Origin of the sequence: Kutzneria sp. 744, assembly GCF_000568255.1 — a bacterium.
In the GTDB taxonomy this organism is placed as follows: domain Bacteria; phylum Actinomycetota; class Actinomycetes; order Mycobacteriales; family Pseudonocardiaceae; genus Kutzneria.
The window spans coordinates 134,939-159,594 of the sequence record NZ_KK037166.1 but is presented as its reverse complement, the minus strand read 5'-3'; the positions used below and the strand labels follow the sequence as shown (position 1 = coordinate 159,594).

Annotated in this window: 28 protein-coding genes; 14 read left to right on the top strand and 14 right to left on the bottom strand. The window is 70.4% G+C overall.

Annotation, left to right across the window (positions count from 1 at the left end; translation table 11 throughout):
* Window positions 1-10: 10 nt before the first annotated feature.
* Genes KUTG_RS57785 through KUTG_RS00780 form a run of 3 tightly spaced genes read right to left on the bottom strand, consistent with a single transcriptional unit; the run spans window position 11 to window position 2,479 of the window.
* Window positions 11-463, bottom strand: coding sequence for a hypothetical protein (locus tag KUTG_RS57785; RefSeq protein WP_043714199.1), 453 nt, complete (start codon window positions 461-463; stop codon window positions 11-13).
* A 22-nt stretch (window positions 464-485) separates the two neighbouring features.
* Entirely contained in the window at window positions 486-1,913 is a 1,428-nt protein-coding gene (locus tag KUTG_RS00785; protein WP_063753463.1) for an FAD-dependent monooxygenase, read from the bottom strand.
* Window positions 1,910-2,479 (bottom strand): TetR/AcrR family transcriptional regulator, encoded by a 570-nt coding sequence (locus tag KUTG_RS00780; protein ID WP_157494162.1) that lies wholly within the window; start codon window positions 2,477-2,479, stop codon window positions 1,910-1,912. Before KUTG_RS00780 ends, KUTG_RS00785 begins: the two co-directional genes overlap by 4 nt.
* Before the next feature lie 75 nt (window positions 2,480-2,554).
* On the opposite strand from KUTG_RS00780, the gene KUTG_RS00775 reads away from it, so the two are divergent.
* From KUTG_RS00775 to KUTG_RS00765, 3 genes are read left to right on the top strand one after another with little or no spacing between them, the layout of a single operon-like run.
* Window positions 2,555-3,100: a DUF4865 family protein gene (locus tag KUTG_RS00775; RefSeq protein ID WP_043727805.1), complete on the top strand. Its 546-nt coding sequence runs from the start codon at window positions 2,555-2,557 to the stop codon at window positions 3,098-3,100.
* Window positions 3,097-3,942, top strand: a complete 846-nt coding sequence (locus tag KUTG_RS00770) for a phosphotriesterase family protein (RefSeq protein ID WP_198046941.1) — start codon at window positions 3,097-3,099, stop codon at window positions 3,940-3,942. Before KUTG_RS00775 ends, KUTG_RS00770 begins: the two co-directional genes overlap by 4 nt.
* Window positions 3,942-4,361 carry a hypothetical protein gene (locus KUTG_RS00765; RefSeq protein ID WP_043714197.1) on the top strand — a complete coding sequence of 140 codons (420 nt, stop codon included), beginning with the start codon at window positions 3,942-3,944 and terminating at the stop codon, window positions 4,359-4,361. Before KUTG_RS00770 ends, KUTG_RS00765 begins: the two co-directional genes overlap by 1 nt.
* A gap of 41 nt (window positions 4,362-4,402) precedes the next feature.
* Here the strand turns inward: KUTG_RS00765 and KUTG_RS00760 are convergent, their stop codons facing one another.
* Both KUTG_RS00760 and KUTG_RS62910 read right to left on the bottom strand, forming a co-directional pair.
* Window positions 4,403-4,939, bottom strand: coding sequence for a hypothetical protein (locus KUTG_RS00760; protein ID WP_157494160.1), 537 nt, complete (start codon window positions 4,937-4,939; stop codon window positions 4,403-4,405).
* Between the two features lie 13 nt (window positions 4,940-4,952).
* The gene (locus KUTG_RS62910) at window positions 4,953-5,465 is read right to left on the bottom strand and encodes a DUF4158 domain-containing protein (RefSeq protein ID WP_232240575.1); all 513 of its coding nucleotides are present in this window, start codon (window positions 5,463-5,465) and stop codon (window positions 4,953-4,955) included.
* On the opposite strand from KUTG_RS62910, the gene KUTG_RS60450 reads away from it, so the two are divergent.
* Window positions 5,382-5,876 carry a hypothetical protein gene (locus KUTG_RS60450; protein ID WP_198047922.1) on the top strand — a complete coding sequence of 165 codons (495 nt, stop codon included), beginning with the start codon at window positions 5,382-5,384 and terminating at the stop codon, window positions 5,874-5,876. The two genes, KUTG_RS62910 and KUTG_RS60450, sit on opposite strands and share 84 nt — an antisense overlap.
* Here KUTG_RS60450 and KUTG_RS00750 read toward each other — a convergent pair.
* The 5 genes from KUTG_RS00750 to KUTG_RS00730 form a co-directional block, all read right to left on the bottom strand.
* Window positions 5,873-6,412 (bottom strand): AAA family ATPase, encoded by a 540-nt coding sequence (locus tag KUTG_RS00750; protein WP_043714193.1) that lies wholly within the window; start codon window positions 6,410-6,412, stop codon window positions 5,873-5,875. The two genes, KUTG_RS60450 and KUTG_RS00750, sit on opposite strands and share 4 nt — an antisense overlap.
* A gap of 46 nt (window positions 6,413-6,458) precedes the next feature.
* Window positions 6,459-7,130, bottom strand: coding sequence for a DUF4166 domain-containing protein (locus KUTG_RS00745; RefSeq protein ID WP_043714191.1), 672 nt, complete (start codon window positions 7,128-7,130; stop codon window positions 6,459-6,461).
* Window positions 7,127-7,801 (bottom strand): SRPBCC family protein, encoded by a 675-nt coding sequence (locus tag KUTG_RS00740; protein WP_198046940.1) that lies wholly within the window; start codon window positions 7,799-7,801, stop codon window positions 7,127-7,129. The genes KUTG_RS00745 and KUTG_RS00740 overlap by 4 nt, the downstream gene beginning before the upstream one ends.
* A gap of 74 nt (window positions 7,802-7,875) precedes the next feature.
* On the bottom strand, window positions 7,876-8,838 hold the full coding sequence (locus KUTG_RS00735) for a hypothetical protein (RefSeq protein ID WP_043714189.1): 963 nt from the start codon (window positions 8,836-8,838) through the stop codon (window positions 7,876-7,878).
* Between the two features lie 43 nt (window positions 8,839-8,881).
* Window positions 8,882-9,451, bottom strand: a complete 570-nt coding sequence (locus tag KUTG_RS00730) for a hypothetical protein (protein ID WP_043714187.1) — start codon at window positions 9,449-9,451, stop codon at window positions 8,882-8,884.
* A gap of 124 nt (window positions 9,452-9,575) precedes the next feature.
* Between KUTG_RS00730 and KUTG_RS00725 the strand changes: the two genes are divergently transcribed.
* The 7 genes from KUTG_RS00725 to KUTG_RS00695 all read left to right on the top strand — a co-directional run bounded on the left by KUTG_RS00725 (window position 9,576) and on the right by KUTG_RS00695 (window position 20,121).
* The gene (locus KUTG_RS00725) at window positions 9,576-12,344 is read left to right on the top strand and encodes a glycoside hydrolase family 3 C-terminal domain-containing protein (protein ID WP_198046939.1); all 2,769 of its coding nucleotides are present in this window, start codon (window positions 9,576-9,578) and stop codon (window positions 12,342-12,344) included.
* Window positions 12,345-12,523: 179 nt separating this feature from the next.
* Window positions 12,524-13,894: a S1 family peptidase gene (locus tag KUTG_RS00720; RefSeq protein WP_043714185.1), complete on the top strand. Its 1,371-nt coding sequence runs from the start codon at window positions 12,524-12,526 to the stop codon at window positions 13,892-13,894.
* Window positions 13,891-16,086, top strand: a complete 2,196-nt coding sequence (locus KUTG_RS00715) for a serine/threonine-protein kinase (protein WP_043714183.1) — start codon at window positions 13,891-13,893, stop codon at window positions 16,084-16,086. Before KUTG_RS00720 ends, KUTG_RS00715 begins: the two co-directional genes overlap by 4 nt.
* A gap of 2 nt (window positions 16,087-16,088) precedes the next feature.
* The gene (locus tag KUTG_RS00710) at window positions 16,089-17,486 is read left to right on the top strand and encodes a VWA domain-containing protein (RefSeq protein ID WP_232240574.1); all 1,398 of its coding nucleotides are present in this window, start codon (window positions 16,089-16,091) and stop codon (window positions 17,484-17,486) included.
* Window positions 17,483-18,556, top strand: a complete 1,074-nt coding sequence (locus KUTG_RS00705) for a hypothetical protein (RefSeq protein ID WP_043714179.1) — start codon at window positions 17,483-17,485, stop codon at window positions 18,554-18,556. The genes KUTG_RS00710 and KUTG_RS00705 overlap by 4 nt, the downstream gene beginning before the upstream one ends.
* A complete protein-coding gene (locus tag KUTG_RS00700) occupies window positions 18,553-19,785 on the top strand; it encodes an ABC transporter substrate-binding protein (RefSeq protein ID WP_043714177.1) in 1,233 nt (410 codons plus the stop codon). Before KUTG_RS00705 ends, KUTG_RS00700 begins: the two co-directional genes overlap by 4 nt.
* 12 nt (window positions 19,786-19,797) lie before the next feature.
* Window positions 19,798-20,121 carry a CU044_2847 family protein gene (locus KUTG_RS00695; RefSeq protein WP_043714175.1) on the top strand — a complete coding sequence of 108 codons (324 nt, stop codon included), beginning with the start codon at window positions 19,798-19,800 and terminating at the stop codon, window positions 20,119-20,121.
* A gap of 29 nt (window positions 20,122-20,150) precedes the next feature.
* On the opposite strand, the gene KUTG_RS00690 is transcribed toward KUTG_RS00695, so the two are convergent.
* The 3 genes from KUTG_RS00690 to KUTG_RS00680 form a co-directional block, all read right to left on the bottom strand.
* Window positions 20,151-20,597, bottom strand: coding sequence for a DoxX family protein (locus KUTG_RS00690; protein WP_043714173.1), 447 nt, complete (start codon window positions 20,595-20,597; stop codon window positions 20,151-20,153).
* Window positions 20,598-20,684: 87 nt separating this feature from the next.
* A complete protein-coding gene (locus KUTG_RS00685; protein ID WP_043714171.1) occupies window positions 20,685-21,689 on the bottom strand; it encodes an acyl-CoA dehydrogenase family protein in 1,005 nt (334 codons plus the stop codon).
* A 4-nt stretch (window positions 21,690-21,693) separates the two neighbouring features.
* Window positions 21,694-22,134, bottom strand: coding sequence for a MarR family winged helix-turn-helix transcriptional regulator (locus tag KUTG_RS00680; RefSeq protein WP_043714169.1), 441 nt, complete (start codon window positions 22,132-22,134; stop codon window positions 21,694-21,696).
* A gap of 59 nt (window positions 22,135-22,193) precedes the next feature.
* On the opposite strand from KUTG_RS00680, the gene KUTG_RS00675 reads away from it, so the two are divergent.
* Genes KUTG_RS00675 through KUTG_RS00665 form a run of 3 tightly spaced genes read left to right on the top strand, consistent with a single transcriptional unit; the run spans window position 22,194 to window position 24,283 of the window.
* Window positions 22,194-22,523 (top strand): antibiotic biosynthesis monooxygenase family protein, encoded by a 330-nt coding sequence (locus KUTG_RS00675; RefSeq protein ID WP_043714167.1) that lies wholly within the window; start codon window positions 22,194-22,196, stop codon window positions 22,521-22,523.
* 4 nt (window positions 22,524-22,527) lie between these two features.
* Entirely contained in the window at window positions 22,528-23,151 is a 624-nt protein-coding gene (locus tag KUTG_RS00670) for a class I SAM-dependent methyltransferase (RefSeq protein WP_043714165.1), read from the top strand.
* 40 nt (window positions 23,152-23,191) lie between these two features.
* On the top strand, window positions 23,192-24,283 hold the full coding sequence (locus KUTG_RS00665; RefSeq protein WP_043714164.1) for a glycosyltransferase family 9 protein: 1,092 nt from the start codon (window positions 23,192-23,194) through the stop codon (window positions 24,281-24,283).
* On the opposite strand, the gene mihF is transcribed toward KUTG_RS00665, so the two are convergent.
* Window positions 24,280-24,591 carry an integration host factor, actinobacterial type gene (mihF, locus tag KUTG_RS00660; protein ID WP_043714162.1) on the bottom strand — a complete coding sequence of 104 codons (312 nt, stop codon included), beginning with the start codon at window positions 24,589-24,591 and terminating at the stop codon, window positions 24,280-24,282. The two genes, KUTG_RS00665 and mihF, sit on opposite strands and share 4 nt — an antisense overlap.
* Between the last annotated feature and the right edge of the window lie 65 nt (window positions 24,592-24,656).

The following is a 24,656-nucleotide window of genomic DNA, read 5'->3' as shown; positions in this document are numbered from 1 at the left end:
CATCCCGCAACTACAGCTTGCCCAGGACGGCGTCGGTGAGGCGGTACGCCGTCACCTTGCCGTTGGTGGCGGTGGCGCATCCGCTGGTCTTGATGGTGACGTCCACCGGGTCGCCGCCGGCGTAGGCGAAGATCACCATGTCCCGGCCGCCGTGGTCCAGCGGGCACATCGTGCCGCGCGGCGGCGGTGTCGTGTCGGCGGCGTTGAGCGCCTTCTGCAGGCCCTGCACGTCCTTGACCTGCGTGGACTTGGCCAGGTGCTGCTGGACCGCCGTGTACTGGCAGATCACCGCGGCCTGGGGCTCGCCCGGCACCATCGGCGTTGCCGCCCCGGTCGTCGGCTGCTGTGGCAGCGTGTCCGCGCAGACCGGCGCCTGCGCGGCCGGACTTGTCTGCGGTGGTGTCGTGGAGCAGGCAGCAACCGACAACAGCACTCCGGCCAGCACTAACGGCGCCGAACGCATGATCTCGACCTCCCGGTGATCGCTACCCGGGAGACGGAACCAGTCGGCCCACGGGTTGCATCGTTCGCACCGGATCCGTGCCGAACCGGTCCAGCCAGCGGTCGACCGTGTCGGAATTGTCGCTGATCACCGCGATGTACCCGTCCGGCCGGACCAGCACGTGCGTGCCGGGCTCGACGTCGTAGCCCTCGATCGGGCCGGCGAAGACCAACCTCGTGAAGTGCGGCCCACGGAACAGGTCGAACAGCCTGGTGCCGTCCGGGAGCATCCCGTCCGGCGCGCGGTCGCCGGCTTGCAGCTGCTGAGGATCGGGGCAGTCGTCCGTGGCCAGCGGGCCGCCGCGGTAGGTGATGTCGAGCTGGTGGATGGCCGGCGCGGGGCCGGTCGTCGGCCGGAAGTTCCTGGCGTGCATGGCGCTCGACAGGCCCAGCACCTGCGCCGCCACCGGCATCCGCTCTCCCTCGTACGAGTCGAGCAGCTCGTCCGGGGCGCCCTGGATGACGCCGGCCAGCTTCCAGCCCAGGTTGTAGGCGTCCTGCACGCTCGTGTTCAGGCCCTGTCCGCTGGCCGAGGAGTGCACGTGGGCCGCGTCGCCGGCGAGGAAGACGCGTCCCACTCGGAAGCGGTCCACCATGCGCACGTTGATCCGGTAGACGGAGATCCATCGCAGGTCGTGCAGGCGGATGTCCGTGCGGCCCGTCCGTTCCTCCAGCAGCTCCTGTACGTCCTCCAGGGTCGGGATCTCCTTGCTCGGCACCGATGCGACCAGCTGGTAGTAGTCGCTGCCCGGCAGGTTCCACACCGAGAACCGCTTCGTCACGTCGCCGGCGTGGGTCATCATGTGACAGGCCGTGCCTTGCAGGCCCTCCACCCGGACGTCGCCGACCAGTGTCTGCTCCGTCTCATACGTCTCGCCTTCGAAGCCGACCCCCAGCAGCTTCCTGACGGCGCTGCGGCCGCCGTCCGTGCCGACCAGGTAGTCCCCGGTGATCACCTCGCTGCCGTCGACCGTGACCCGCACGCCGTCGTCGTCCTGCTCGACGGCCGTGACCTCGGCCCCGAACTCCACCTTGCCGCCCAGGGCCTCGAACCGGTCGCGCAGGATCTCGTCGGTGCGCCACTGGGGGATCAGCCAGGGGAGCGGGTAGGGGATGTCGGGGGAGGGCTTCGGCGCCTCCAGTCCCAGCATTTCGTGCAGCGCCCGCTCCCAGACGACGTCCGTGCCGGAGTAGAGGCGGAACTTCGGGAACGGCATGCCGTCGGCCCGGATCGCGTCCAGCACGCCCAGGTCGTCGAACACCTCCAGCGTCCTGGGTTGCAGGCCCTTGCCTCTCGATCCCTGGAACAGGCCGTCGGCCTTGTCCAGCAGTCGGCACGCGATCCCTCGGCGTGCCAGCTCAATGCCCAGGGTCAGCCCCGTCGGGCCCGCCCCGGCGATCAGCACCGTCACTTTTCTCCCCCTTGCCTCAGCAGCACCAGCAGGACGTCGTCGACGACCCGCCGGATGAACTCCTCGTCGAAGACGCCGGTCGTGACCTGGCGCATGATCAGCGCCTCCGCCACGTCGTGCACCAGCTCGCTGTCCGCGTCGGCCGGCAGCTCGCCCCGGTCCACCGCCCTTTGCAGGCTCACCAGGAACGGCGACAGCTCTTCGTCGGCCACGTGCTCCTGCAGCGCCGCATCCAGTTCCGGATCGTGCTTCGCCGCCGCGATGAGGCCGTTGATCATGGCCAGGTAGCTCTCGCTCACCCGCTCCCGCAGCGCCCTCATCACCGCGTACAGGTCCTCGCGCAGCTCCCCGGTGTCCGGGATCGCCTCGTTCTGCCTCGTGTCGTAGGCGTCCAGCGCCGCCTTCACCAGCTGCGCCTTGTTCCGCCACCGTCGGTAGATCGTCGCCTTGCTCGCCTGCGCCCGCGCCGCCACCCCGTCCATCGTCAGCGCCCCGTACCCCACCTCTCCCACCAGCTCGATCGTCGCCGCCAGAATCGCGTCTTCCCGCTCCTTGCCCCTCACCACGAGCAGAAGTGTACGAAACGGTTTCGTACACTTCAAGCCGTACATCCTGTACCTAGTGGTATGTACAGTGGCGGCATGCACGCGATGCAGTACGAGATCACGCTGCCGGCCGACTACGACATGGGGATCATCCGAGAGCGGGTGGCGAGCAAGGGGGCGTTGCTGGACGGGTGGCCGGGGCTGGGGCTGAAGGCGTACTGCGTCCGGGAGCGGGCCGAGGGATCGCCGGTGAACCAGTACTCGCCGTTCTACCTCTGGCGCACGGTGGAGGGCATGAACGCCTTCCTGTGGGGCGACGGGTTTCGAGGCCTGTGTGAGTCGTTCGGCCGGCCGGTGGTGCAGCAGTGGACGGCGCTGGCGTTCCTGCGCGGACCAGCCTGGGAGGGAAGGCCGACCCGGGCCAGCAAGGTGACGAGCCGGATCACGCCGGAGGGAATCCCCGATGCGGTAACGGAATTGCGGGCCGAGGACGGAGTGCATTCCGTCGCGCTGGCGGTCGACACGAGGGGCTGGGAGCTCGTCCGGTTCACGCTGTACGAGGACAACCCGGCCGCCGAGTACACGGTTCGGCACCTGTCCACGCCAGAGCTGGACCTGCTGCCGGTCGGTCGGCACTGGTGATCCGCACGGTCCTCGGTGACGTCGACGAGCTGGGCGTCACCAACTCGCACGATCACCTCTTCCTGGCCAGCCGCGTGCTCCCGGGCCAGGAGCTGGACGACGTCGAGGCGGCGTTCCTTGAGCTGCAACGGTTTCACGACACCGGCGGGCAGGCGGTCGTGCAGTGGACGCCGCTGGGCATGCACCGCCGCCTCGACGCCCTGCCCGATCTGTCGCGACGCTCGGACGTGACCATCGTCGCCGCCACCGGCCTGCACCAGGCCCAGCACTACGAGCCGGAGTGGCTGGCGAAAACCCTGCCACGCCTGGAAGAGCTGTTCGTCGAAGACATCACCCAACGCCGGACAGGCCTGATCAAGGTCGCCGGAGGCTTCCACGGCCTCGACCCACACGCCGTGCACACCATGACCGCCGCCGCACGCGCCCACCACACCACCGGAGTGCCGGTGGCTGTTCACCTGGAACTCGGCACCGCCGCCCTCGACGTGCTGGACCTGTTGTGCGGCAAGCTGGACGTGCCGCCGCATCGGGTCGTTCTCGGGCACCTCAACCGCTTCCCCGACCCCTGGGTGCAGGACCGCGTCGCCTCCGCCGGCATCTTCCTCGCGTTCGACGGCCCCTCCCGCGCCCATCACGCCACCGACTGGACGATGCCAGGCACCCTCACCCGACTCGCCGACGCCGGGTTCGCCTCCCAGCTGCTGTTGGGCGGCGACACGACGACCGTGGCGGCAAGGGGAGTGCCTGGCATGTCGTACCTGGTGACCCATCTCCGCCCGCGCCTCGACCCCGAGCTGGCGGCGCAGATCTTCGTCGCCAACCCGACGCGGGCCTTCGGCTGATGGCCTGGGATCCCTTCGGCCCCCTCGGCAACGCCCGCTGGATCGGCGGCGGGCAGTGGGCCGGCAAGTCCACGGTGGCCCGCCTGTTGGCGTTCCGGCACGGGCTCACGGCGTACCGAACTCCAGTCCGGCGGAGCGGGATCACAGTGGCCGTGCCGTGCAGGCCAGCGCGTAGATGGTGCAGCAGCTCGTCGAGCTGGGCAGGGGACGCGGCCCAGTTCGCCGTCGTGGTCGACGACCACCTGGTCGCCGGCCACCAGCACGGCCGCGAACCGGTGGCGCACGACCGGCATCTCGGCGTACAGGACGAACAGCTCCGCGGCCCGGGCGCCCGGCAGCATGGACACCAACGCCAGATGGATCGCCAGGGTTTCGTCAACGGCTCAGCGCTTTCACCGCAGCTCACTGACATGCACTGATCTTCGCGACGCGCTGAGCCGTGGACGGAACCCGGGACGATTCACGCAGCGTTTGTGCAGTTCCCCGATTGGCCGGCGTCGAGCCCGTAGACGTTGTTACCGTGGGCGAATTCGTGAGTCCAGCCTGTGCCGGTGCACGAGTACCCGTCGGAGAAGTAAATTGTCACGTGCGGGGTCGCACTGTAGAAGATGTCGTGGTCGTTGTTCTGGTCGATCGGGATGAAAAAGCTGTCCGCCCATCCACCATTTGTGCTTACGGTATCGGTGGCCTTGCTGCCGTACTCCATCCCGATGACGTCGTTATCGATCGACACCACCGCTTCGATGGCTACGCGGGCCACGCTGGCGCTAGTGATGTGCAGCTCGGCGTACGCCTCGCGACAGGAGGAGAAGTAGCCCAGATATAGGTACCCCATGTTGGTACCGTTTGCCTTGAGGTCCAGAGCCGGTGTCACGCCCACCGGATTCGCGCAGGCCGCAGCCTGCGCGGTGCCCGCGAGCCCGACGCTGAACGTCGCAGAAGCCACGATCATCGCCGCCACGACGATGATTCGTGAGACGACGCCTTTCCTTTTCACGTGCCGATCTCCCTCAGTTCGATGATCTGACGGCGAATAAGGGTCGCCAGGCAGAGAGCAACGTACCAACGGCCGACGGCGCTCGCGAGTTCTTTCTGCACCGAGCGAGCGCGCATCCAGAGCCTTCCTTTCGATCGTGGTTTGGTTGCCAGAGACCATCTAAACCGGTAGCTCTGGCATGGCTTCCGTGGTACCGAGAAACTTGGGTCCTATGTAGAAATGCAGACAACAACAGCCTGACCGGCACCGGTACCTTCCCGGTACCCGAACGGTTCCCTCCCGCCTGGACGTCGGCGTAGGCGGCTCGATCGACGGTGGCTGGAAGCACCGGCCGCATTATCGTGAGCAAGGTGCACAGCGTCACCGCGAGCCCGAGCCGGTCGGCGGCGCCGCGTCCCTGGCCTGGATCGACGAACGTGCGGTCGGCGCTGGTGAGGGTGAAGTGCCGGAACTGCTCGTCCCGCCCGATCTCGGGGAACTCCCGAAGGCGTTCCAGTTCTTCGTCGGCGAACGCCCGCGTGGCCAACCGCAACCTCCAGCCCCAAAGAAGATCAGCAGGCTATTGGAGCGCGGGCGGGCCGCTCGCGGTCACGGTGCCCGCTGGCGGTGTCGTCATCGTCCGAAGCCGGCCACGACGCGGGGAAGCCGTCCAGGCAGCCAGGTTTTCGCAGTTCAAGGGTATATCCGCCTAAAATTCGGCGATTACTACGGCGACCCCCTCCAGCTCAGCCGAATGCCTCGGGCCTCGACCTTCCATCACGACGTCAGCGATCCCGGGCGAGCGCAGCGCAACCGCCTCGAACGGGACAGCCTGGTCACGCTTGACGCAGTGGAGTCCGCACGCCGCCTGGGTGTCCGTGTCATCGAGGTCGACGGCTCGCGCGACGCCGAGGCCGAGGCCGAGGCGGACGAGGTCGGTGCCCACTTGGGCCTCTAGGCCGCCGCGCCCACGAATGCCGTGGTGTCGGCCGTGGAGCGGGTCAGGACCTGGGCGCTGTGCCAGCCGAGGGGAACCTGGTCGGCCAGCAACGTCTCCCGCAGTCGGGCCGACCTCCGCACGTGTCGATCGAAGGTCTTGCGGCCCAGTACCCGGCCCCGGACGTGCTGGCCCCGCAACGCCTGCTCGGCGGTGACCTCCAGCCACAGCATCCGCACCCGGCGGCCGGTCACCGCGCCCAGCAACACGAGCCAGGCTCGGGTCGTGGCACGTGTGGACGGCTCCTGCACGATGAGCGGCCCACGGCCGATCGCCGCGAACGCAACCCGAAGGCGTTGCCACACGTGGACAATCGGCCGGTAGTAACGGTACGGCGTGCCCGACGGCAGCCGCGCCGCCAGCCGGGCCCGCAGCTGGTCGGGGTCGAGCACGGTCAGGTCGCCGGACAGCCGGCCGAGCAGCGTGCTCTTGCCGGCCCCGGGCAGTCCGGCCACGACCAGGAGATCGCGCCGGCCCAGTTCGACGGTGATCCTCATGTACGGTCAACGGCCGGGCGAGGGTAATGGTTCCTTTACCCGGGCGTCACGCTCGGACCTGCACCCGCCGCGGCTTGACGGCGCTCGGCACGGCGTCGCCGGTGACGTAGGCGGCGGTGAACGTGCCGTGGTAGCCGAACAGGGGCCCGAATCGGCGGTTGGCCACCACGACCTTGATCCGGAACCGCCCGAGGTCCTCGTCGTACGACTCGTGCACCTCGGCCACGCCGCTGACCAGCCCGGGAACTCGGAAGCTCACCGGTCCGCCGTGGAAGCGCTGCTCGCCGGAGCGGATCACCAGGCCGCCCCACTCGTCGACCGACGGACGGAGATCGACGGCGACGTGCTGGTGGGTGCCGAGATAGTCGACGATCGTGCCGCGCTCGGCGTTATAGACCATGGTGGCGTCCCAGCGGCGGGCAGTGTCGAACGAGAAGGTGCGCACGAAGCTGAGCGACTCCCGGCCCAGCGCGTCGCGGTAAGCGTAGTTCTCGATGGTGAACGGGATGCCCACGCCGGACTGCGGCAGCAGGATGTGCCGCTTCGCGCCGAGGGCCAGGAACGGCCGCGTGAACCCCCGCCCGTGCCAGATCCGGTCCATGGTGCCGCGGCCTACGCAGCCCACTCCGTCGGCGAGGCCGAACCCGAAACGGCGTTGCAACTGCGGGTGCAGGCGGTCGAAGTCGGCGCCGAGGGCACGCTGGAAGATCGAGGTCATGACAGCTCCAAAGTGGACAGTTGAGCGGGAGCGGTGCGCGACAACCGATCGGGCGGCCGACGCCGGCACCGCCGCGCGGCCGGTGTCACGGGCGACGGCGGCGCCAGGGCCAGGCCCACTGCCGTGACCAACGCCAGCGGAAGTCCCGCCAGCCGCCACAGTCCGACGCACGCCGCCGCCCGCACGCCGACGTCCAGCACCGCCCAGCGGAGCGACGTCTCCGGCTCTATGCCATCCTCCAGCCACAGCCGCAGGCGATCGAACGACCAGGCCGTCGCCCAGCCCATCAGCGGCCGGAAGACCGTGTCCGCACCGCACCATCTGGGCCGATAGTGATAACCGGTGAGGAACCGCACCCCGTCCTCGGTCGGCACGTACCGCCAGTACCCCGCCCCGTCCTGGATCGGCGACAGCGGATCCGCCGAAGCGAACCGCAACGCCGACGTTCGGGACCCGTCCGCCGTGACACGCTGCCCCGCGGTGACCCCCGTCCCGGACACCGTCAGGCCGGGAAACGCCGTCACCGCATAGCGAAACCGCTGCGGCACGGTGTCCGGCAGGTACTCGATCCGCGTGAACCTCAGGTCCCACCGCTGGTGCTGCGCCGGATCCTGCGTCAGCCGCCACACCTGTTCGAGGTCCGCCCGGATGAGCGTCTCGACGTACAGCACCCCCACCACCCCCGTTTGAGCACTCGCTCAAACACCAGGCTAGGCGAATTTGAGCGAGTGCTCAAGACCGAGATTCAGAGCCAGTAGCGACCGGCCGAGTACCGGCGGGCGTCGGCCTCGGTGACCTCGCGATAGTCGTCGTAGCCGCCGTGATCGGCGTCCATCAGCTTCGTCGAGTGGTTCCACGTGCCGTCCCGCCACAACGCCTGCTCCCGCCACCCGCCGAAAGCGCCGTAGCGCTCGATCCGCACCAGCGATCTGACGGTGTCCTTGCGCCGCTCGTCGTCCATGACGAAGTAGTACCGATAGGGCTGATGGATCCAGCGGGAGTTGCTGGCCCGCTCGTCGGCCCGGTACATCGTGGTGCGGGCGGCGTCGTATTCCTTCTCGGTGACCGGATGCGCCGTCCAGTCGAACCGACCGGCCGCGAGCTGGCTCAGCACCGGGAAGTCGCTGTCGTACCCGCGAAACGCCCGAAGGGGCCGCACCCACTCGCGTTCGCCGGTCCGCACGATGGCGAGCGGCTGGTCGTCACCGGGCTCGGTGATGATGTAGTGGCCCGGCGTCAGGTCGATCGGGGCGTGCGGCGGCGCGGCCGGTTCGGGCTCGGGCGCGACCGGCTGGCGGGAGCGGGCGGCCTTGAACTCCTCGGCGTCCTCCACGTCGACCTCGGCCACCACGCCGAGCACCGCTTCGCCCAGCACCCAGTGCAGGCCGTTGAACCGCTCGTACGACACGGTGCGCGGACCGACCAACCGGCCTCGCACGACCTCGTCGCCGCTGGCGTAGTAGCGGTAGGTCTTGCCGATCCAGGCGGCCTGGTCGGCACGGCGCACGTCGGCGGTGATCTGCTCGATGGCGGCCACGGGCTTGCGAACCTTCCGCGTGCACGTCCCTCGCCCGATGTTTCCCAGCCGGGCCAGGACATCGGACCGGCGCCACATCAGCCCGTGGTCGAAGACCATGTTCCCGCGGGCCACCGCGAACGGCGTCCGCGTCTCGTCGTCGTGATCGAAGATCAGGTGGTAGTCGAACATCGGCGACCGCCCATCTACTCGGGCGATTCACTCTAACGATCATCTACAGGAAATCTCGCCAGAATGGGACGGTCGCCACAGGACGCCAGGCGGAATCCGTTCGGGACAGGCCGGGGCCGCCAAACTCCTGGTGGATGTAGTCGGAGAGGTCCACGCCGTAGTAGATGATGTCGGTCTGGTAGACGGAAAGCACGGGGTGCCCGGAGGTGCCGCGACCGGCGGGCAGGTAGCGGTGGGCGTAGACCGGCACCAGCTGGGGCACGGTGGCGAGGTGGCGGCGGGCGACGGTGAGGCACTCGGACACCGTCGGCGGTCGGGGACCCCACGAGGGCTCCCACATGACGTTGTGCTCGACGTCGAACAGCACCCCTTCGACCGGCCAGTCCAGCATGCGCCGGAGCTCGGCGGGATCGCCGCCCCGCCAATCGGGCCAGCCGCCGTGCCCCTCGACGTCGACGGGCAGCGCGGTGGCGAGGAATGCTCGGTGGTCATCGGCGAAGGTGAAGCCGTACGAGGCCTCGACCAGCGCGAACTCGACGTCCGTGAGGCCGGGCGTGAGCCGGCAGCAGGCCAGGGCGGCCAGCCGGGCCGCGGCATCCCTCAACTGGGGCATCTGGTCGCACCCTCCGCCATCTTTATCGATCCGTGCTCGTTGTGGACCACAACATATGCCACCTTATGAGAGCGCTTCCAGCCGCCACTGCGCGCCTGTTCCCCGTGCTCAGTGAGGAGAGACAGTGTCCGCACGTCGCTGGCTGGGCGTAGCCGCAGCCATAGGACTTGCCGTCACCGCCCTGACCCCGACATCGGCGGTCGCGGCGCCCGACGCGACCTGCCCGTGGGTCGGCTCGACCGCCCCGGTGCCGCAGAGAGTGGCCCAGGTGCTGGCCCAGATGAGCCAGGCCCAGAAGATCAGTCTGCTGCACGGCACGGGAGGCGGCTACGTCGGCAACACGCCGGCCGTCCCGGCCCTGTGCATCCCGGCGCTCGGCCTGGAGGACGGCCCGGCCGGCGTCGGCGAGAACCTCGGCGGCGTCACCCAGTTACCGGCGCCGGTGGCGGCCGCGGCGACGTGGAACGTCGACGCGGAGGCCCAGTACGGCCAGCTGGTGGGCAGCGAAGAGGCCGGCAAGGGGGCCAACGTCAACCTGGGCCCGACGGTCAACATCGTCCGCGACCCGCGCTGGGGCCGGGCCTTTGAGTCGCTGACGGAAGACCCCTACCTGGCCGGCCAACTGGGCGCGGCGGAGATCCGCGGCGTGCAGGGCACGGGCGTGCTGGCGCAGATCAAGCACATCGGCGTCTACAACCAGGAGACCAACCGGAACACGCCGTCCGACAACGCCATCGTCGACAACCGGACGCTGCAGGAGATCTACCTGCCGCAGTTCCAGGCCGGCGTGCAGCAGGGCGCGGCCTCCTCGGCGATGTGCTCCTACAGCACGGTCAACGGCACGTACGCCTGCCAGAACTCGGCGCTGCTCAACGGACCGCTGCGCACGCAGTTCGGCTTCCCGGGCTTCGTGACCTCGGACTGGGGCGCAACGCACTCCACGGTGGCCTCCGCCAACGCCGGCATGGACCAGGAGATGCCCGGCGGCGACTACTTCGGCAACGCGCTGCAGACGGCCGTGCAGAACGGCCAGGTCACCCAGGCGACGCTGAACGCCATGGTCAGCCGCATCCTGACGGAGATGTTCGCCTTCGGCCTGTTCGACAACCCGCGCACCGGCAACACCGGCGCGACCGTCACCTCCACGGCGCACAAGACGGCGGCGAGGCAGATCGCCGCCGAGGGCACGGTTCTGTTGCGTAACAACAATGTCCTGCCGCTCGATACGACCGCCACGCACTCGATCGCGGTGATCGGGGCGGACGCCAGCACCTCCCCGCAGACCGCGGGCGGCGGCAGCGCGAGGGTCAACTCCTCGGGCACGGTCACGCCGTTGCAGGGCATCACCAGCCGCGCCGGCTCCGGCGTGAGCGTGCAGTACGCGGCCGGCGACAGCTCCGGCAACATCGCCCAGGCGGTCACGCTGGCCCGCAACTCGAACGTGGCGGTCGTTTTCGCCAGCTACAACGAGTCCGAGGGCAGCGACATCGGCAACATCGACCTGCCGGGCATGCAGAACTCGCTGATCACGCAGGTCGCGGCGGCCAACCCGAACACCGTCGTGGTGCTCAACACCGGCTCGGCCGTGACGATGCCGTGGGTGAACAGCGTGGCCGGCATCCTGGAGGCCTGGTACCCGGGCCAGGAGGACGGCAACGCCATCGCCTCGGTGCTGTTCGGCGACACCAACCCGTCGGGCAAGCTGCCGGTCACCTTTCCCAAGAGCCTCAACGACGTCCCGGCCCACACCCAGGCGCAGTGGCCGGGCAGCAACGGGACCGTGCAGTACTCGGAGGGCGTGAAGGTCGGCTACCGCTGGTACCAAGCACAGAACATCGCCCCGCTGTACCCCTTCGGGTTCGGCCTGTCCTACACGACGTTCGGCTTCAGCAACCTCCAGGTCGGCGCCTTCGACGCGCACGGCAAGGCGACGGTGACGGCCACGGTGACCAACACCGGCAGCCGCGCCGGCTCCGAGGTTCCGCAGCTCTACGTCGGCGCGCCGGCCACCACAGGCGAGCCTCCGTTGCAGCTCAAGGGATTCAGCAAGGTCACGCTGCAGCCGGGCGCCAGCACGACGGTCAGCTTCCCGCTCACGCTGCATGACCTGGCCTACTGGAACAACGGCTGGACCACGGCCCTCGGCTCGTACCAGATCGCGGTCGGCAACACCTCCGCCGGCCCGCAGCTGTCCGGCACGCTCACGGTCACCAGCACCAACGCCGGCAACACCGTCACCGTGACGAATCCCCAGGGCATGAGCAGCCCGGTCGGCACCGCGGTCAGCCTTCCCTTGCAGGCCACCGATTCCGGCGGCCAGAGCCTGACCTTCACGGCGACGGGCCTGCCCGCCGGCCTGACGATCAGCGGCAACGGCACGATCTCCGGCACGGCGACGACCGGCGGCACCAGCACCGTGACCGTCACGGCGACCGACTCCACCGGGGCGTCCGGCGACACCACCTTCGTCTGGACGGCCACCACCGGCAACGGCGGCACCGGGCACACCGGCGCGATCGTCGCCGGTGTCGGCTCCAACCTGTGTGTGGACATCGCCGGCGCCAACACGAACAACGGCACCGCGGTGCAGATCTACACCTGCAACGGCACCTCCGCGCAGACCTGGACCGTCGGCTCGGGCGGCACGGTGCAGGCGCTCGGCAAGTGCATGGACATCTCCGGCGCCGGCACCACGAACGGCACCAAGGTCCAGCTCTACGACTGCAACGGCACCGGCGCGCAGCAGTGGCAGGCCGGGGCCAACGGCTCGCTAGTGAACCCGAACTCCGGGCGCTGCCTCGATGATCCGTCGGCGTCCACGGCCAACAGCACGCAGTTGCAGATCTGGGACTGCAACGGCCAGCCGCAACAGCGCTGGCAGCTGCCGGCCTGACTCGAAACGGGCCGGGCCGACGGGAATCGGCCCGGCCCGCGGTTCACTCTCTTGGGCGATGCCGCCGACCGGGTGATCATCGCTCGATCCGCAGTGTGATCATGGCGGCGTCCGTAAGGTGCGCAGGCGGTGAGCATCGACGCTGGACCCGCAGCAGGGCGATCTCCCGACGCTGAACCGTGGCGGCTCCGCCTCAAGGACAGCCACGGCACCATCATCGGCGCCGGCATCGCCCTCACCGGCGGGCCATCCTCACCTGCGCCCACGTCGTCAAGAACGCCGCCGACTTCGGTGACGACGTCGAGATCACGGCCGAATGGGTCGAACTGGGCCGGCACGCCACGGCCAAGGTGGTGCCCGGCTGCTGGGCCCCGGAACTCGACGGTGGCGGCGCGGACATCGCCCTGCTCACGATCATCGTGCCGACCGACCTGCCCGGCACGATGCTGCACCGCGTTCCTGCGCCCCGCAACCGAACCGTGCACGCCTTCGGCTTCCCGGTCGACCACGACTTCGGCATCTGGGCGTCCGGTGTGCTGGCCGGCACCGGCGGCCCGGGCTGCGAGTGGATCCAACTCGACCACGTCGAACGCAGCGAGCACATCCGCGAAGGCTTCAGCGGCGCCGGCGCCGTCGACGACGGCAGCGGCGCCGTGGTCGGCATGGTGGTCAGCGCCTACCTGGAGTCGAATCTGGCGTGGATCATCCCGATCGACACGCTCCGCCGGCACGTGCCGGCGCTGGACCGGTGGGTCGGCGACGACGTGGAGCCCGACGTCTGGCGGCCGACCATCGGCGTGCTGGTGATCCAGATCGGGCCGCTGGACGCCGGCCGGATCGTCGACGCCAGCGGGAAGTCGGCGGCCGAGCTGTCCCCGGTCCTCCAGTCGGCCACCCGGCACATGTCGGTCGGCTTCGCCGGCATCGAGCAGGCCCGCCGGCCCGAGCAGGTGCTCGACGACGTCGTCGCGCCGCTGGTCCGCCAGGGCGCGACGGTGGTCCTCCAGTTCGACGACGACTCGTCCCCGTCGGCGATCCTGGCCAAGCAGTGGCAGTTCGACGCGCTCCAGCAGCGGGTGAACGAGCTGGCCCGGGGTGTCGCACAGCTCGCCGACCACGAGGGCCGGGTCCGTCGTCGCCGGGCGATGATCCGCACCCGCTTCACGCCGCGGCCGGATCTCGACGACATTCCCGCCCTGGCCGCGGACATGGAGTTCACGCTGGCCATCCTGCGCTCCAACGTCCGGGACAAGGAGGCCACCAAGCTGGCCCGGGCGCTGCACCACTACGAGCGCAAGCTGGTGCGGGGCCTGGACGCGATGCAGCGGGCGGCCGAGGAGAACGACGAGGCGCTGCGGGACTTCGAGCTCCAGCGCGGCCGTCTGATCAGCTACAACGCCAAGGCGGTCGAGCACGGCCTGATGGAGGACGAGTCGCTGGCCGAGCTGTACCGGGGCGCCCTGCTGGCCCTCGAAGCCCACCCGTGCGAGCTCAAGGCCGCCCGCGCGCTCGTGGACGCCTACGTCGCTGAGGTGCGGCGACGGACATGACCGACACCATGTGCTGCGGCCAGCCGGTGGGGCCGACCGGGTTCTGCGACGTCTGCGGGCGCCGCAAGAGACCCCGGCCCACGCCGCCCCGCGAGCCCGAGCCGGCGGCCGAACCCACGCCGCCGCCGGAGACCAGTTCCTGGCGCGGCAGCGACGTCTACGCGCTGCCCTCGATCCCGGTCGGCGAGCCGAGCCTGCTCCCCGATCCCGCCTATCCGGAGGAGCGCCGGTTCTGCGGCTCCTGCGGCAAGGAGGTCGGCCGCCGCATCGGCGCGCAGCCGCCCATGGTGACCGGCTTCTGCCCGCACTGCCGCACCCCGTTCTCCTTCGTGCCCAAGCTCCATCCCGGCGACAAGGTGGCGAACGCCCGCTACGAGGTGATCGGCTGGCTGGCCGTCGGCGGCCAGGGCTGGCTCTACCTGGCCCGGGACCTGCGCCTGCCGGACCTCCGGGTGGTGCTCAAGGGCGTGATCAACCCGACCGACGCGGTGGCGATGCAGCTGACCCGGCGGGAACGGGACACGCTGACCCGGCTCGACCACTCCACCATCGTCCGGATCATCACCTACGTCGAGCACACCGACGATGCCACCGGCCGCACCGACGAGTACATCGTCATGGAGTACGTGGCCGGCCGGACGCTCCAGGAGATCCTCAAGTCGAACGAGCCGCTGCGCCTGGAGGACGTGACCGCCTGCGGCCACTACATCCTGGCCGCGCTGCACTACCTGCACACCTTGGACGACGGCCTGCTCTACTGCGACATGAAGCCGGACAACGTGATGCGCACCGGCAACCGGCTCAAGGTGATCGACCTGGGCGCCACGCGGCGGATCGGCGACCGGCACAGCGCGAAGGTCGGCCATCCCGACTACAACGTGGGCCCGGAGGAGATCGCGCAGCACGGGCTGACCGTGCGGTCCGACGTCCACACCGTCGGCCGGACGCTGCGAAGGCTGTTCGACAACGCCAAGCAGCACGAGCCGGACCGCGACCGGGTGGCCTTCGCCATCGACTCCATGGACCGGCTGCTCAACCGGGCCGTCGCGCCGTTCGAGCAGCGCTTCGCCTCCGCCGCCGAGATGTCCGAGCAGCTCGACGGCGTGCACCGGGAACTGCTGTCGCTGCGGGAACGCAAGCCGTACCGGATGGAGTCGACCCGCTTCGCCAACACCCACGAGCTGCTGGACACCTGCCTGGGCACCGTGCCGGGCCTCGACCGCTGGACCCAGGCGGAGGAGCCCGACGGCACCATCGACGACGGCCTGCCGACCGCGCCCGTCGCGGCGGCCCGGCTGCCGATGCCGAGGCCGGCCGACACCGATCCCGTGGCCACGTTCCTGGCGACCAGGTCGGTCGCCGCACCCCGCCAGTTGCTGCGTGAGTACGACGAGTTCCCGGCCACGTCGGTGGAGCTGGACCTGGCCGCCGCCCGCGCCCACATCGAGCTCGGTGAGCCGGCCGAGGCCCGTCGGCGCGTCGACCGGGCGTCGTCGATGCTCGGCGAGTGGTCCGAGCACGACTGGCGGATCCGCTGGCATCACGGCCTGCTGGCGTTGGCCGACAACGACCTGCCCGGCGCGCTGCGGGCCTTCCGCGACGTCTACGCCGACGTGCCGGGCGAGGTGGCGCCCAAGCTGGCCATCGGCTTCTGCCTGGAGTGGCAAGGAGATCTGGCCGAGGCGAAGCGGCACTACAAGGTGGTCTGGCGGCGTGACGACGAGCAGGCCAGCGCCCTGTTCGGGCTGGCTCGCATCGCTCTGCGCGAGCACGACCGGGCCGCCGCGGTCGAGGCTCTCGACGAGCTGCCCCGGCTGTCCCGGCACTACGACTCGGCGCAGGTGGCGGCGGTGCGGGTGCTGCTGGCCCGCATCGACGGCGAGCTGCCGTCGGTGGCGGACATCAACGCCGCCGCCGACCGCCTGCCCCGGCTCTACCTCGACGGCGGCGAGGACAACGGCGAGACCCGGGTCCGGCTGACCGCCACCCTGTTCGAGGTCGCGCGGGCCCGCCTGGCCCGGCCGACCCCGGACACCGGGACGTGGCGGCTGCTGGGGGAGCCGGTGACCGACGGCGGCCTGCGGGACCGGCAGGAGGCGGCGCTGCGCGTGCTGGCCGACCACGCCGACATCGCCCGCAGCCACGTGCTGATCGACGCGGCGAACACCGTACGGCGACGGACGAGGACGTGACGGTGAGCGAATTCTCCCTTGAGCTCAACCAGAGCCGATATCTGTCCACTTCGGACACCCGAATGCCCGTGGCCCTCACGGTCCGGGCCGCCGCGCTGGAGAAGGCGGTCACGCGACCGACGGCCGAGGTGCTGGTGGTGGACTGCTCCAGCTCCATGGACGAGCCGCCGACCAGGATGGTCAACGCCCGCAAGGCAGCCGCGGCGGCGATCGACGCGCTACCCGACGGCACCTGGTTCGCGCTGGTGGAGGGCACCGGCAAGGCCACCGTGCGGTTCCCCGACACGCCTCGCCTCGTGCCGGCCGACGACCAGAACCGGCGGCGGGCCAAGGCCGCCGCCGCGCACATGTTCGCCATGGGCGCCACCGCGATGAGCACCTGGCTCACGCTGGCCCGCGACCTGCTCGACCAGCGTCCCGACGCCGTGCGGCACGCGCTGCTGCTCACCGACGGTCGAAACGAGAGCGAGCCGGCCGAGACCCTGCACGAGGTGCTGGACAGCTGCGAGGGCCGATTCACCTGCGACGCCAGGGGAATCGGCGACGACTGGGAGCCCGACGAGTTGCGCCGCATCGCCGCGGTGCTGCGTGGCACGGCCGACGCCGTGCTGGACGATCACGACCTGCCCACGGAGTTCCGCCGGCTCATCCGCACGGCGACCGACAAGGCCGTGCCGGACATGCGGCTGCGGATCGTGACGCCGACTTTCTCCCGGGTCGAGGTGCTCAGGCAGGAGTTTCCGGCCGAGATCGACCTGACCGACCGGATCGTGGCCGTCAAACGCGGCGTGGTCGAGCTGTCGACCGGCGCGTGGGGCGAGGAGGCCCGGGAGTACCACCTGTCGCTCGCCGTGGACATGAACGGCCGGCCCTGGTACGAGGATCTCCAGCTGGGGCGGGTGGAGCTGGTCCCGCCGGACGACTCGGTCACCGTGCCGCTGCCCGTCCCGATCCTGGGCTACGTCACCGACGACGAGCGGCTGGCCACCCGCGTCGACGAGACCGTGCTGCGCCACACCGTGCAGGCCGACCTGGGTCACCGGCTCAACGCCGGCTGGATCCGGTTCGGCGAGGAGGACCGCGACGGCGCCGCAGCCGAGTGGGGCGAGGCGTTCCGGTTGGCGACCCGGCTCGGCAACGAGGACACCCTGCGCCGCCTGAGCCGCCTCATCGACGTCGACCCGGAGACCGGGGAGGTCACGCTCAAGGAGCACATGCGGCCGCGCGACGCCTTCTCCGCGGTGCTGAGCCTGGCCAGCAACACCACCTCGGACGCCCCGGTGACGCCGACCGCCGCGCCCGACGGCCAGCCGCGGACCTGCCCGAACTGCCCCAAGTTGTCCCCGCACAGGGCGAAGTTCTGCGTCAACTGCGGCCACACCTTCGAGGTCGCGCCATGACCGAGAAGGTCAGCACCACCCGCCGCGACCTGCTCCGGTTACGCCTCGGCCTGCTCGGGCTGACCGTGGTGGTGCTGGCCATGTCGGTGTGGTCGTTCGCCGCCACGCAGTCGGTTTTGGGGACCGTGCGGGATCGGACCGCGCCCGCCGTGCTCGACGTCGCTTCGGCCAAGGCGGCGCTGATGCAGGCCCACCTGGCGGCTGTGAACAGCTTCGTGGACGGCGGGGCCACGCTCGTCGGGGCCGGTGAGGAGTACACGACCGACCTGGCCGTGGCCGAGCAGGATCTGGCCCGGGCGGCCGGAGACAACGCGGGCGGCTCCACCGGCAGCGGCGAGCTCCAGCTGATCGCCGGCCTGCTCACGACCTACAGCGGCTGGATGAGTGCCGCGGACACGCACTTCCGTGAAGGGACGCGGGATCTGTACCTGACGGATCTCTGGTACGCGGCGCGGTCCCTGTACGGCAGCCAGCAGACCCTCGCGCACCTGGAGGGCCTGGCTTCGCTGCAACGCAAGGAGCTGGACCAGCAGCTGTCCGACGGCTGGCTGAACCGGTGGACCGTGCTGGCCTGGCTGGTGCCGTCGATCCTGTTGTCGCTGCTGCTCGTGTACACGCAGCGGTATCTGTGGCGGAGGTTCGGGCGGCGGTTCAACGTCGGGCTGATCGGCGCGACCGCGCTGCTGGTCCTGCTCATCGGGGCCACGGCCAGCGGGCTCGTGCTGGCCGACCGGGCCCATGCCGCCGACGCCGTCCTCACCTCGTACGTCAGCAACACCGACCAGCGGGCCAATGCCGTGTCCACCACCGCCCAGCGCGGCCTGATCCTCGCCGTCCGGCAAGCCTGCAGCCCGACCGGTTGCGGCGCAACGCTTCCCGACACGGCACCGGCCGCGCCCCAGTCCACCCCGGCGGCCACCACGACCGCCGCCGACGCCACGGCCGGGTTCGCCGACGCCACCGACCTGAGCTGGCTGCTCGTGCTGATCCCCGTGCTGGCCCTGGGTGTCGCCGGGCTGGCACTGGTCGGCCTACAGCCCCGGATCGACGAATACAGGTACCGGTCGTGAAGCGACTCCTGCTGGCCATCGCGCTGGTCGCCGGTCTGGTGACCGGCTGCTCGGCCCGCACCGAACTCACCGTGCTCGGGCCGTGGAGCGGCGCGGAGGAGCAGTCCTTCCGCGCGATGTTCGCCGGCTTCGAGGCCCAGCACGACGTGACCATCGACTACATCGGCACGCCCGCGGTGAACCAGGTGCTCCAGGCCGATGTCCAAAAAGGACAGCCACCGGACGTGGCCGTGCTGTCCAGTCCCGGCGAACTGGCCCGCTACACCGCCGACGGCCTGCACAAGATCTCCGGCGTCTCCGACGCCGAGTACAGCCAGCAGTGGCGGACCCTGCTCCGGCTCGGCACCCCGGACCTGTACGCGGTGCCGGTGAAGGCGGACCTGAAGAGCATCGTGTGGTTCAACAAGAAGAACCCGCCCGACGCCTCGGCGAGGAGCTGGCCGGGGCTGCTCGACTACACGGTCAGGGTGAAACCGGCCTGGTGCCTGGGCATGGAGGCGTTCTCCACCTCCGGCTGGCCCGGCACCGACTGGATCGAGGACATCCTGCTGCACCAGTCCGGCCCCGACGTGTACGAGGCCTGGGCCAACGGCGCCCTGCCGTGGACGGCGGACGCCGTGCGGGCCGCCTGGACGACGTGGGGCCAACTGCTGGCGACACAGGGCACACCGGGGATGCGGTCCGCCGCCCTGCTGACCTACTTCGGCGACGCCGGCAAGCAGATGTTCGCCACCCCGCCCGGCTGTCACCTTGAGCACCAGGGTTCCTTCGCCACCGGCTCGTACCCCAAGGGCGCGGACTACGACTTCTTCCCGTTCCCGGCCATCGGGCACGTGCCGGACGCGTGGGAGGTGTCGGTCAACGTGGCCGGGCTGTTCACCGACAACCCGCTGGCCCGCGAGTTCATGACCTACCTGGCCGGTGCCCAGGCGCAGGCGGTGTGGCCGGCGCGGCAGGACAGCAGCGCCTTCTCGGTCAACCAGAAGGTGTTGGCGGCCAGCGTCTACAAAGGATCCGTGAGTCCCCGGATCGCGGCGGTGCTGGCCTCGGCCCCACGGCTGTGCCTCGACGCCTCGGACGTGATGCCGGCGGCGATGGCCGACGCGTTCTCCCGTGCCGTGCTGGAGTTCCTCGGCGATCCCGGCCGGCTCGGCGACATCCTGTCCGGCCTCGACCAAGTCCGTACCGGCCTGGCCGACGAGGCCCGGCTGTCCGCGCCGTGTGGCTGAGAGGGAGCGACCATGACCGAGCTGATGCGGATTCCGCTGGAGGACGGGGGAGAGGTGCTCGTCGAGGTCGAGCCCCAGCCCGGGCTGGCCCGCGTCGGCCGCGCCGCCGACATGTTCCAGGACGCCACCCAGACGTTGGAGCAGGGCCTGGCTCGCGTGCGGGACACCGCCACGACCGCGCTCACGCAGTTCTTGGCGATGCCGCACCGGCCCGACGAGGTGGAGCTCAAGTTCGGCGTCAGGTTCGACGCCCAGGCCGGCGCCTTCATCGCGCGGACCGGGCTGCAGGGTCACTTCGAGGTGAAACTCAAGTGGCACAACGCCGAAACGCCCTGACCGTGGTCAGGGCGTGAGGGCCGGTCGGGCTAGCGCTTCTTCAGGATGTCGACGCCGAGGGCCGAGCGCAGCGCGGCGTTGCGCAGGTACAGGCCGGCCCACACGAACAGCGCGACGTAGACCGGGGACAGTATGGTGGACAACAGCGGGGCCTCCATGCGCAGGTTGGTGCACACCGCGCCGCCCAGGTACGCGGTCTGCACGATCGCGCCCAGCACCGCGGTCTTCGGGATCACGTACAGCACCAGGCAGCCCAGCTCCAGGCCGCCGATGACGACCGCCTGGTAGGCGGGGAAACCGGACTGCACGAAGGCCTGCACCACGAAGTCGGGCGCCAGCAGGTGGATCGTGGCGTCGAACAGCAGGAACGCGACGGCCAGCGTGCTCAGGCCGCGGCCGATCTTCGTGGCGACCGGGGTCTTGGCCTTGGTCCCGGTCGTGGCGGAGGTGCTGGCGGTGGTGGCGATCGCGGTCATCTCGGGGCTCCGTTCACAGGGTTTGTCGGGCTCTCACCACTGCGTCGAACGAGCCCTGCCCCGGATCGACAGGCCGCCGGAACTTTGTCAGGAGATTTTTCCGAACGTCCTGAGCAGACCCGCCTTGATCTCCGGGCGACCGCCCGCGACCAGCAGGAACGTCGCCTCGCGGACCAGCCGCTGGGCGTGGTTGCCGCCCAGGATCCCGCTGCTGCCGGTCGCCGCCACCAGCGCGCCGGCCGACCGGTAGGCCACTTCCGCCGCCGCGACTCGGGCCGCCGGCATCGACTCCTGGTCGATCAGGCCGCCGTCCAGCCGGTCCCGCGCGTCGCCGATCTCCTTGCGCAGCCGGTCCGCGACCTCGCCCTGGCCGGCCTCCTCGATCAGCCGCGCCGCCCGCTCCGCCACCCCCAGCGGGGCGCAGCCGTTCAGCCGTGACGCGAAGGCGGCGTTGCCGGCGACGAACTCGTCGTACGAGACCGTCGAGTAGATCCGCTCGTCCGGCACGAAAAAGCCCTTGAACCCCAGGTGCACCGTCGCCGTGCCCTGCGCCGCCACCAGCATCAGCGGCTCCGCCGTCAGTCCCTCCGCCGCCACCGCGTCGATCACGCCGCTCACGATCGTGTCCCCGTCGCGCCCCGCCACCTGGAGCAGGTCGATCAGTCCCCACCCGCTCACGAACGGCGCCTCCCCGTCGAAGACGTAGCCCCCGTCCACCCGTCTGGCCGTGACCTTCGGCTTCGGCGGAATCACCGCCGCGTACGACACCCCACCGCGCAGCCGCCCCGCCGCCAGATCCTCCAGATACCGCTCGCGCAGTGCCTCGTTCGTCGAGGCGTAGATCCCCCGGGTCAGACCCAGGTGCTGGAGCCAGGTGAACATCGTGCTCAGGCACCCGCCCGCCAGCGCCTCCAGGATCGCCACCACCTCCGGCAGCCCCAGCGTCTCGTCCACCGAGATCCCGTAGAACCCCTCTGCCGCCAGCCGCTCGAAGTGCCCTGCCGGCACCCGGCCGGTCCGATCCACCTCCGCCGCCGCCGGAAACAGCACCTCATCAGCCACAACCCGCGCCCGCCCGACCAGCTCAGTCATGACGTCAACTTAGGTCGGTCAGGTTCTCCGCGCACCGGATCAGCAAGTTTGTCAGCCGGCTCCTGTCCTCGGCGCTCAACCCGGTCAGCATCTGCTCCTCCACCGCGGTCATCACGCGCTCGGCCTCCGTCAGCCGCCGCCGGCCCAGGTCGGTCAGACCGGCTGGCCGGGCCCGGCCGGTGACGGCCTTCTCCGCGACCACCACCAGGCCGTTGGCTCGCAGGCCGGACAGCACGTCCTGGAGCGACTGCCGCGTGACGAAGCACTGCCGGGCCAGCTCGGCCGACGAGGCGCCCGGGTGTTCGGCCAGGGCGTTGAGCACCGCGTACTGGGAAACCGACAGGCCGGTGTTGCGTAGGTCGGCGTCGGCGGCGTGGCGCACCAGCTGCTGCACGCGCTTGACCAGGTAGCCGGGGCGGAGCTCGCTGTTGGCTGCTTGACTCATGTCAGGATCCTGACACACAATGGCCGATGTCAGGAGCCTGACATCAAAGGAGATCCGCCATGGCCACCACCATCGACCCCGCCCAGCCGGTCGTCACCCTGATCAACGTCTTCACCGTGCGTCCCGAACGGCAGGCCGACCTGGTCGGACTGCTGACCAGTGCCACCGAGGAGGTCATGGCCGACCTGCCCGGCTTCGTCTCCGCCAACATCCACGCCAGCACCGACGGCGTCCGGGTCGTCAACTACGCCCAGTGGGCCTCGGCCGAGGCGTTGCAGGCCATGCTGGCCAACCCCGCCGCCCAGCCCCACATGGCGGCCGCCGCCGAACTCGCCGAGTCCTTCGAGCCGCATCTGTACGTCGTGGCGTCCGTGCACCCGCTAGCGTGATCACATGGGGCTCTCCGCAGCAGAACTGTTCGACCGCCTCGGCAAGGACTACGAGACCGCGTTCGCCGACTTCGCCGCCCAGCGGGAGGAAGTGGCCTGGCTGCTCGACGAGCTGCCGGCCGGGGCGAAGGTGCTGGACATCGGCTCCGGCACCGGCCGGCCGGCCGCCGAGCTGCTGGCCGTGGCCGGCCATGAGGTCACCGGCTACGACGTGTCGCCGCGCATGGTCGAGATCGCCCGCGAGCAGGTCCCGACGGCCCGGTTCGAGGTCGCCGACCTGCGCACGCTCGTCCTGCCCGAGCAGAGCTGGGACGCGGTGGTCGCCTTCTACCCGCTGCTCCAGCTCACCCGGGCCGAGATCGACGCCGCCCTGGCCAAGTTCGCCGGCTGGCTCAAGCCCGGCGGCCTGTTCCTGATGGCCACCGTGCCGGTCGACGCCGAGAACGTCGAGGTCGAGTTCCTCGGCCAGACCGCCTCCGGCGTGAGCAGCTACCCGCAGGACGTGTTCCGCCAGCGCCTCACCGACCTCGGCCTGGACGTGGTACGGGAACGCATGGCCGAGTTCGTGCCCAACCACATGGAGGCCGGGCCGGAGGTTGACCTGTTCCTGGCCGCCCGCAAGGGCTGACCGCGCTAATTCGGTCGACGGCCCCGACAGAATCGGCGGCATGGACTCGGTTCTGGTCAACTTCGTCTACGCGCCTCAGGTCGGCCACGCCATCGAGGCCCTGCACTACGCGCTCGGCTACCACGCCGCCGACCCGTCCCGCCGCATCGGCGTGGTCCTCAACGCGAACACCCCGGCCGAGCTGGCCACCTGGTGCCCCTTCATCGACGAGGTCCACACCATCGACCTGGATCTCTTCGACCCCGCCACCGACGCCCGCGCCCAGCTGGCCGAGATCGGCAAGGACTGGGACCACGTGGTCGCCGACGCCCGGTCGGCGCAGCCCGCGCAGCGGGACTTCTTCCCCGGCCTGGCGGCCTACTACGACCAGGCGGACGCCTACTTCCCCGGCGCCAAAGGCTTCGCGGGCTTCAACAAGGCGCCCTCGTATGAACCGAGGCAGCCCCTGCGCCTGGACCTCCCGCGGTCCGAACGCACCGGGTTCACGGTCCTGCTCGGTGGCAGCGCCGACCGCCACATGTACCCGACGGTCGCGTCCTGGGAGCTGATCCTGTCCGCGTTGGCGGAACGCCTGCCGGGCACGGAGTTCCGGCTGCTGGGCAAGCTGGCCAAGGACGGCCGCACGAGCACGACGTACAGCCGTGACGAGTACGAGCGGCTGGCGGCGGCCGTGCCCGGCGCGCGGCTGGCGCTGGACCTGCCGCTGCGGGACCAGCTGTGCCTGGTCGGCGCGTCGAAGGTCTTCCTGTCGCCGCACACCGGGTTCGGCATGGCCGCGCTGGCCACCGGCACCCCGTGGCTGTGCCTGTCGGGCAACCGCTGGCCCGAGTTCTACTTCAACGACGGCGTGCCGTTCTACTCCGTCCTGCCTGATCGCTCCCGTTTCCCCTGCTACACCATGGTCAACCCGGAACCGGAGCCCGTCGAGGACGAGGGCCCGCGCACGCCGAGCATGTCGGCCGCCCGGATCCGGGCGGACCTGCCGGAACTGCTCGACGCCGCGACGCTCCTGGCCGGCGGTGGCCTGGACTACGCCACCGCGCTGGCCGGCCACCGCGACCGGCTCGCGCGGTGCTGGGGCGGCGACCGCTCGATGATGTGGTCGATCGACAACGTGCTGGCCGGCGACTAGCTGACGGCGGCCAGCAGTGCGCTGCGCTGAGCGGTGCCCACCCCGCCCACGCGGCGCGATTCGGCGATCTCGCAGCCTCGCATCAGCTCGGCGGCGCGCACCGGGCCGACTCCCGGTAACGCCTTGATGACGGCGATGATCCGCGTCTTGCGGACCACCTCGTCGGTCTCGGCGCGCTCGAAGACTTCCGGCAGCTGCACGGTCCCCGCCTTGAGGCCGGCCAGCAGCTCGGCGCGGGCCTTGCGGGCGCGCTGAGCCTTGGCCAGCGCTTCGGCACGCTGCTGGGCCGTGAGTGCGGGCAGAGCCATGGTGATCCCTTCGACGTCGATGCGGTGATGCGGCGACCTCCGATAATGGCCTCGGCGAGCCCGCC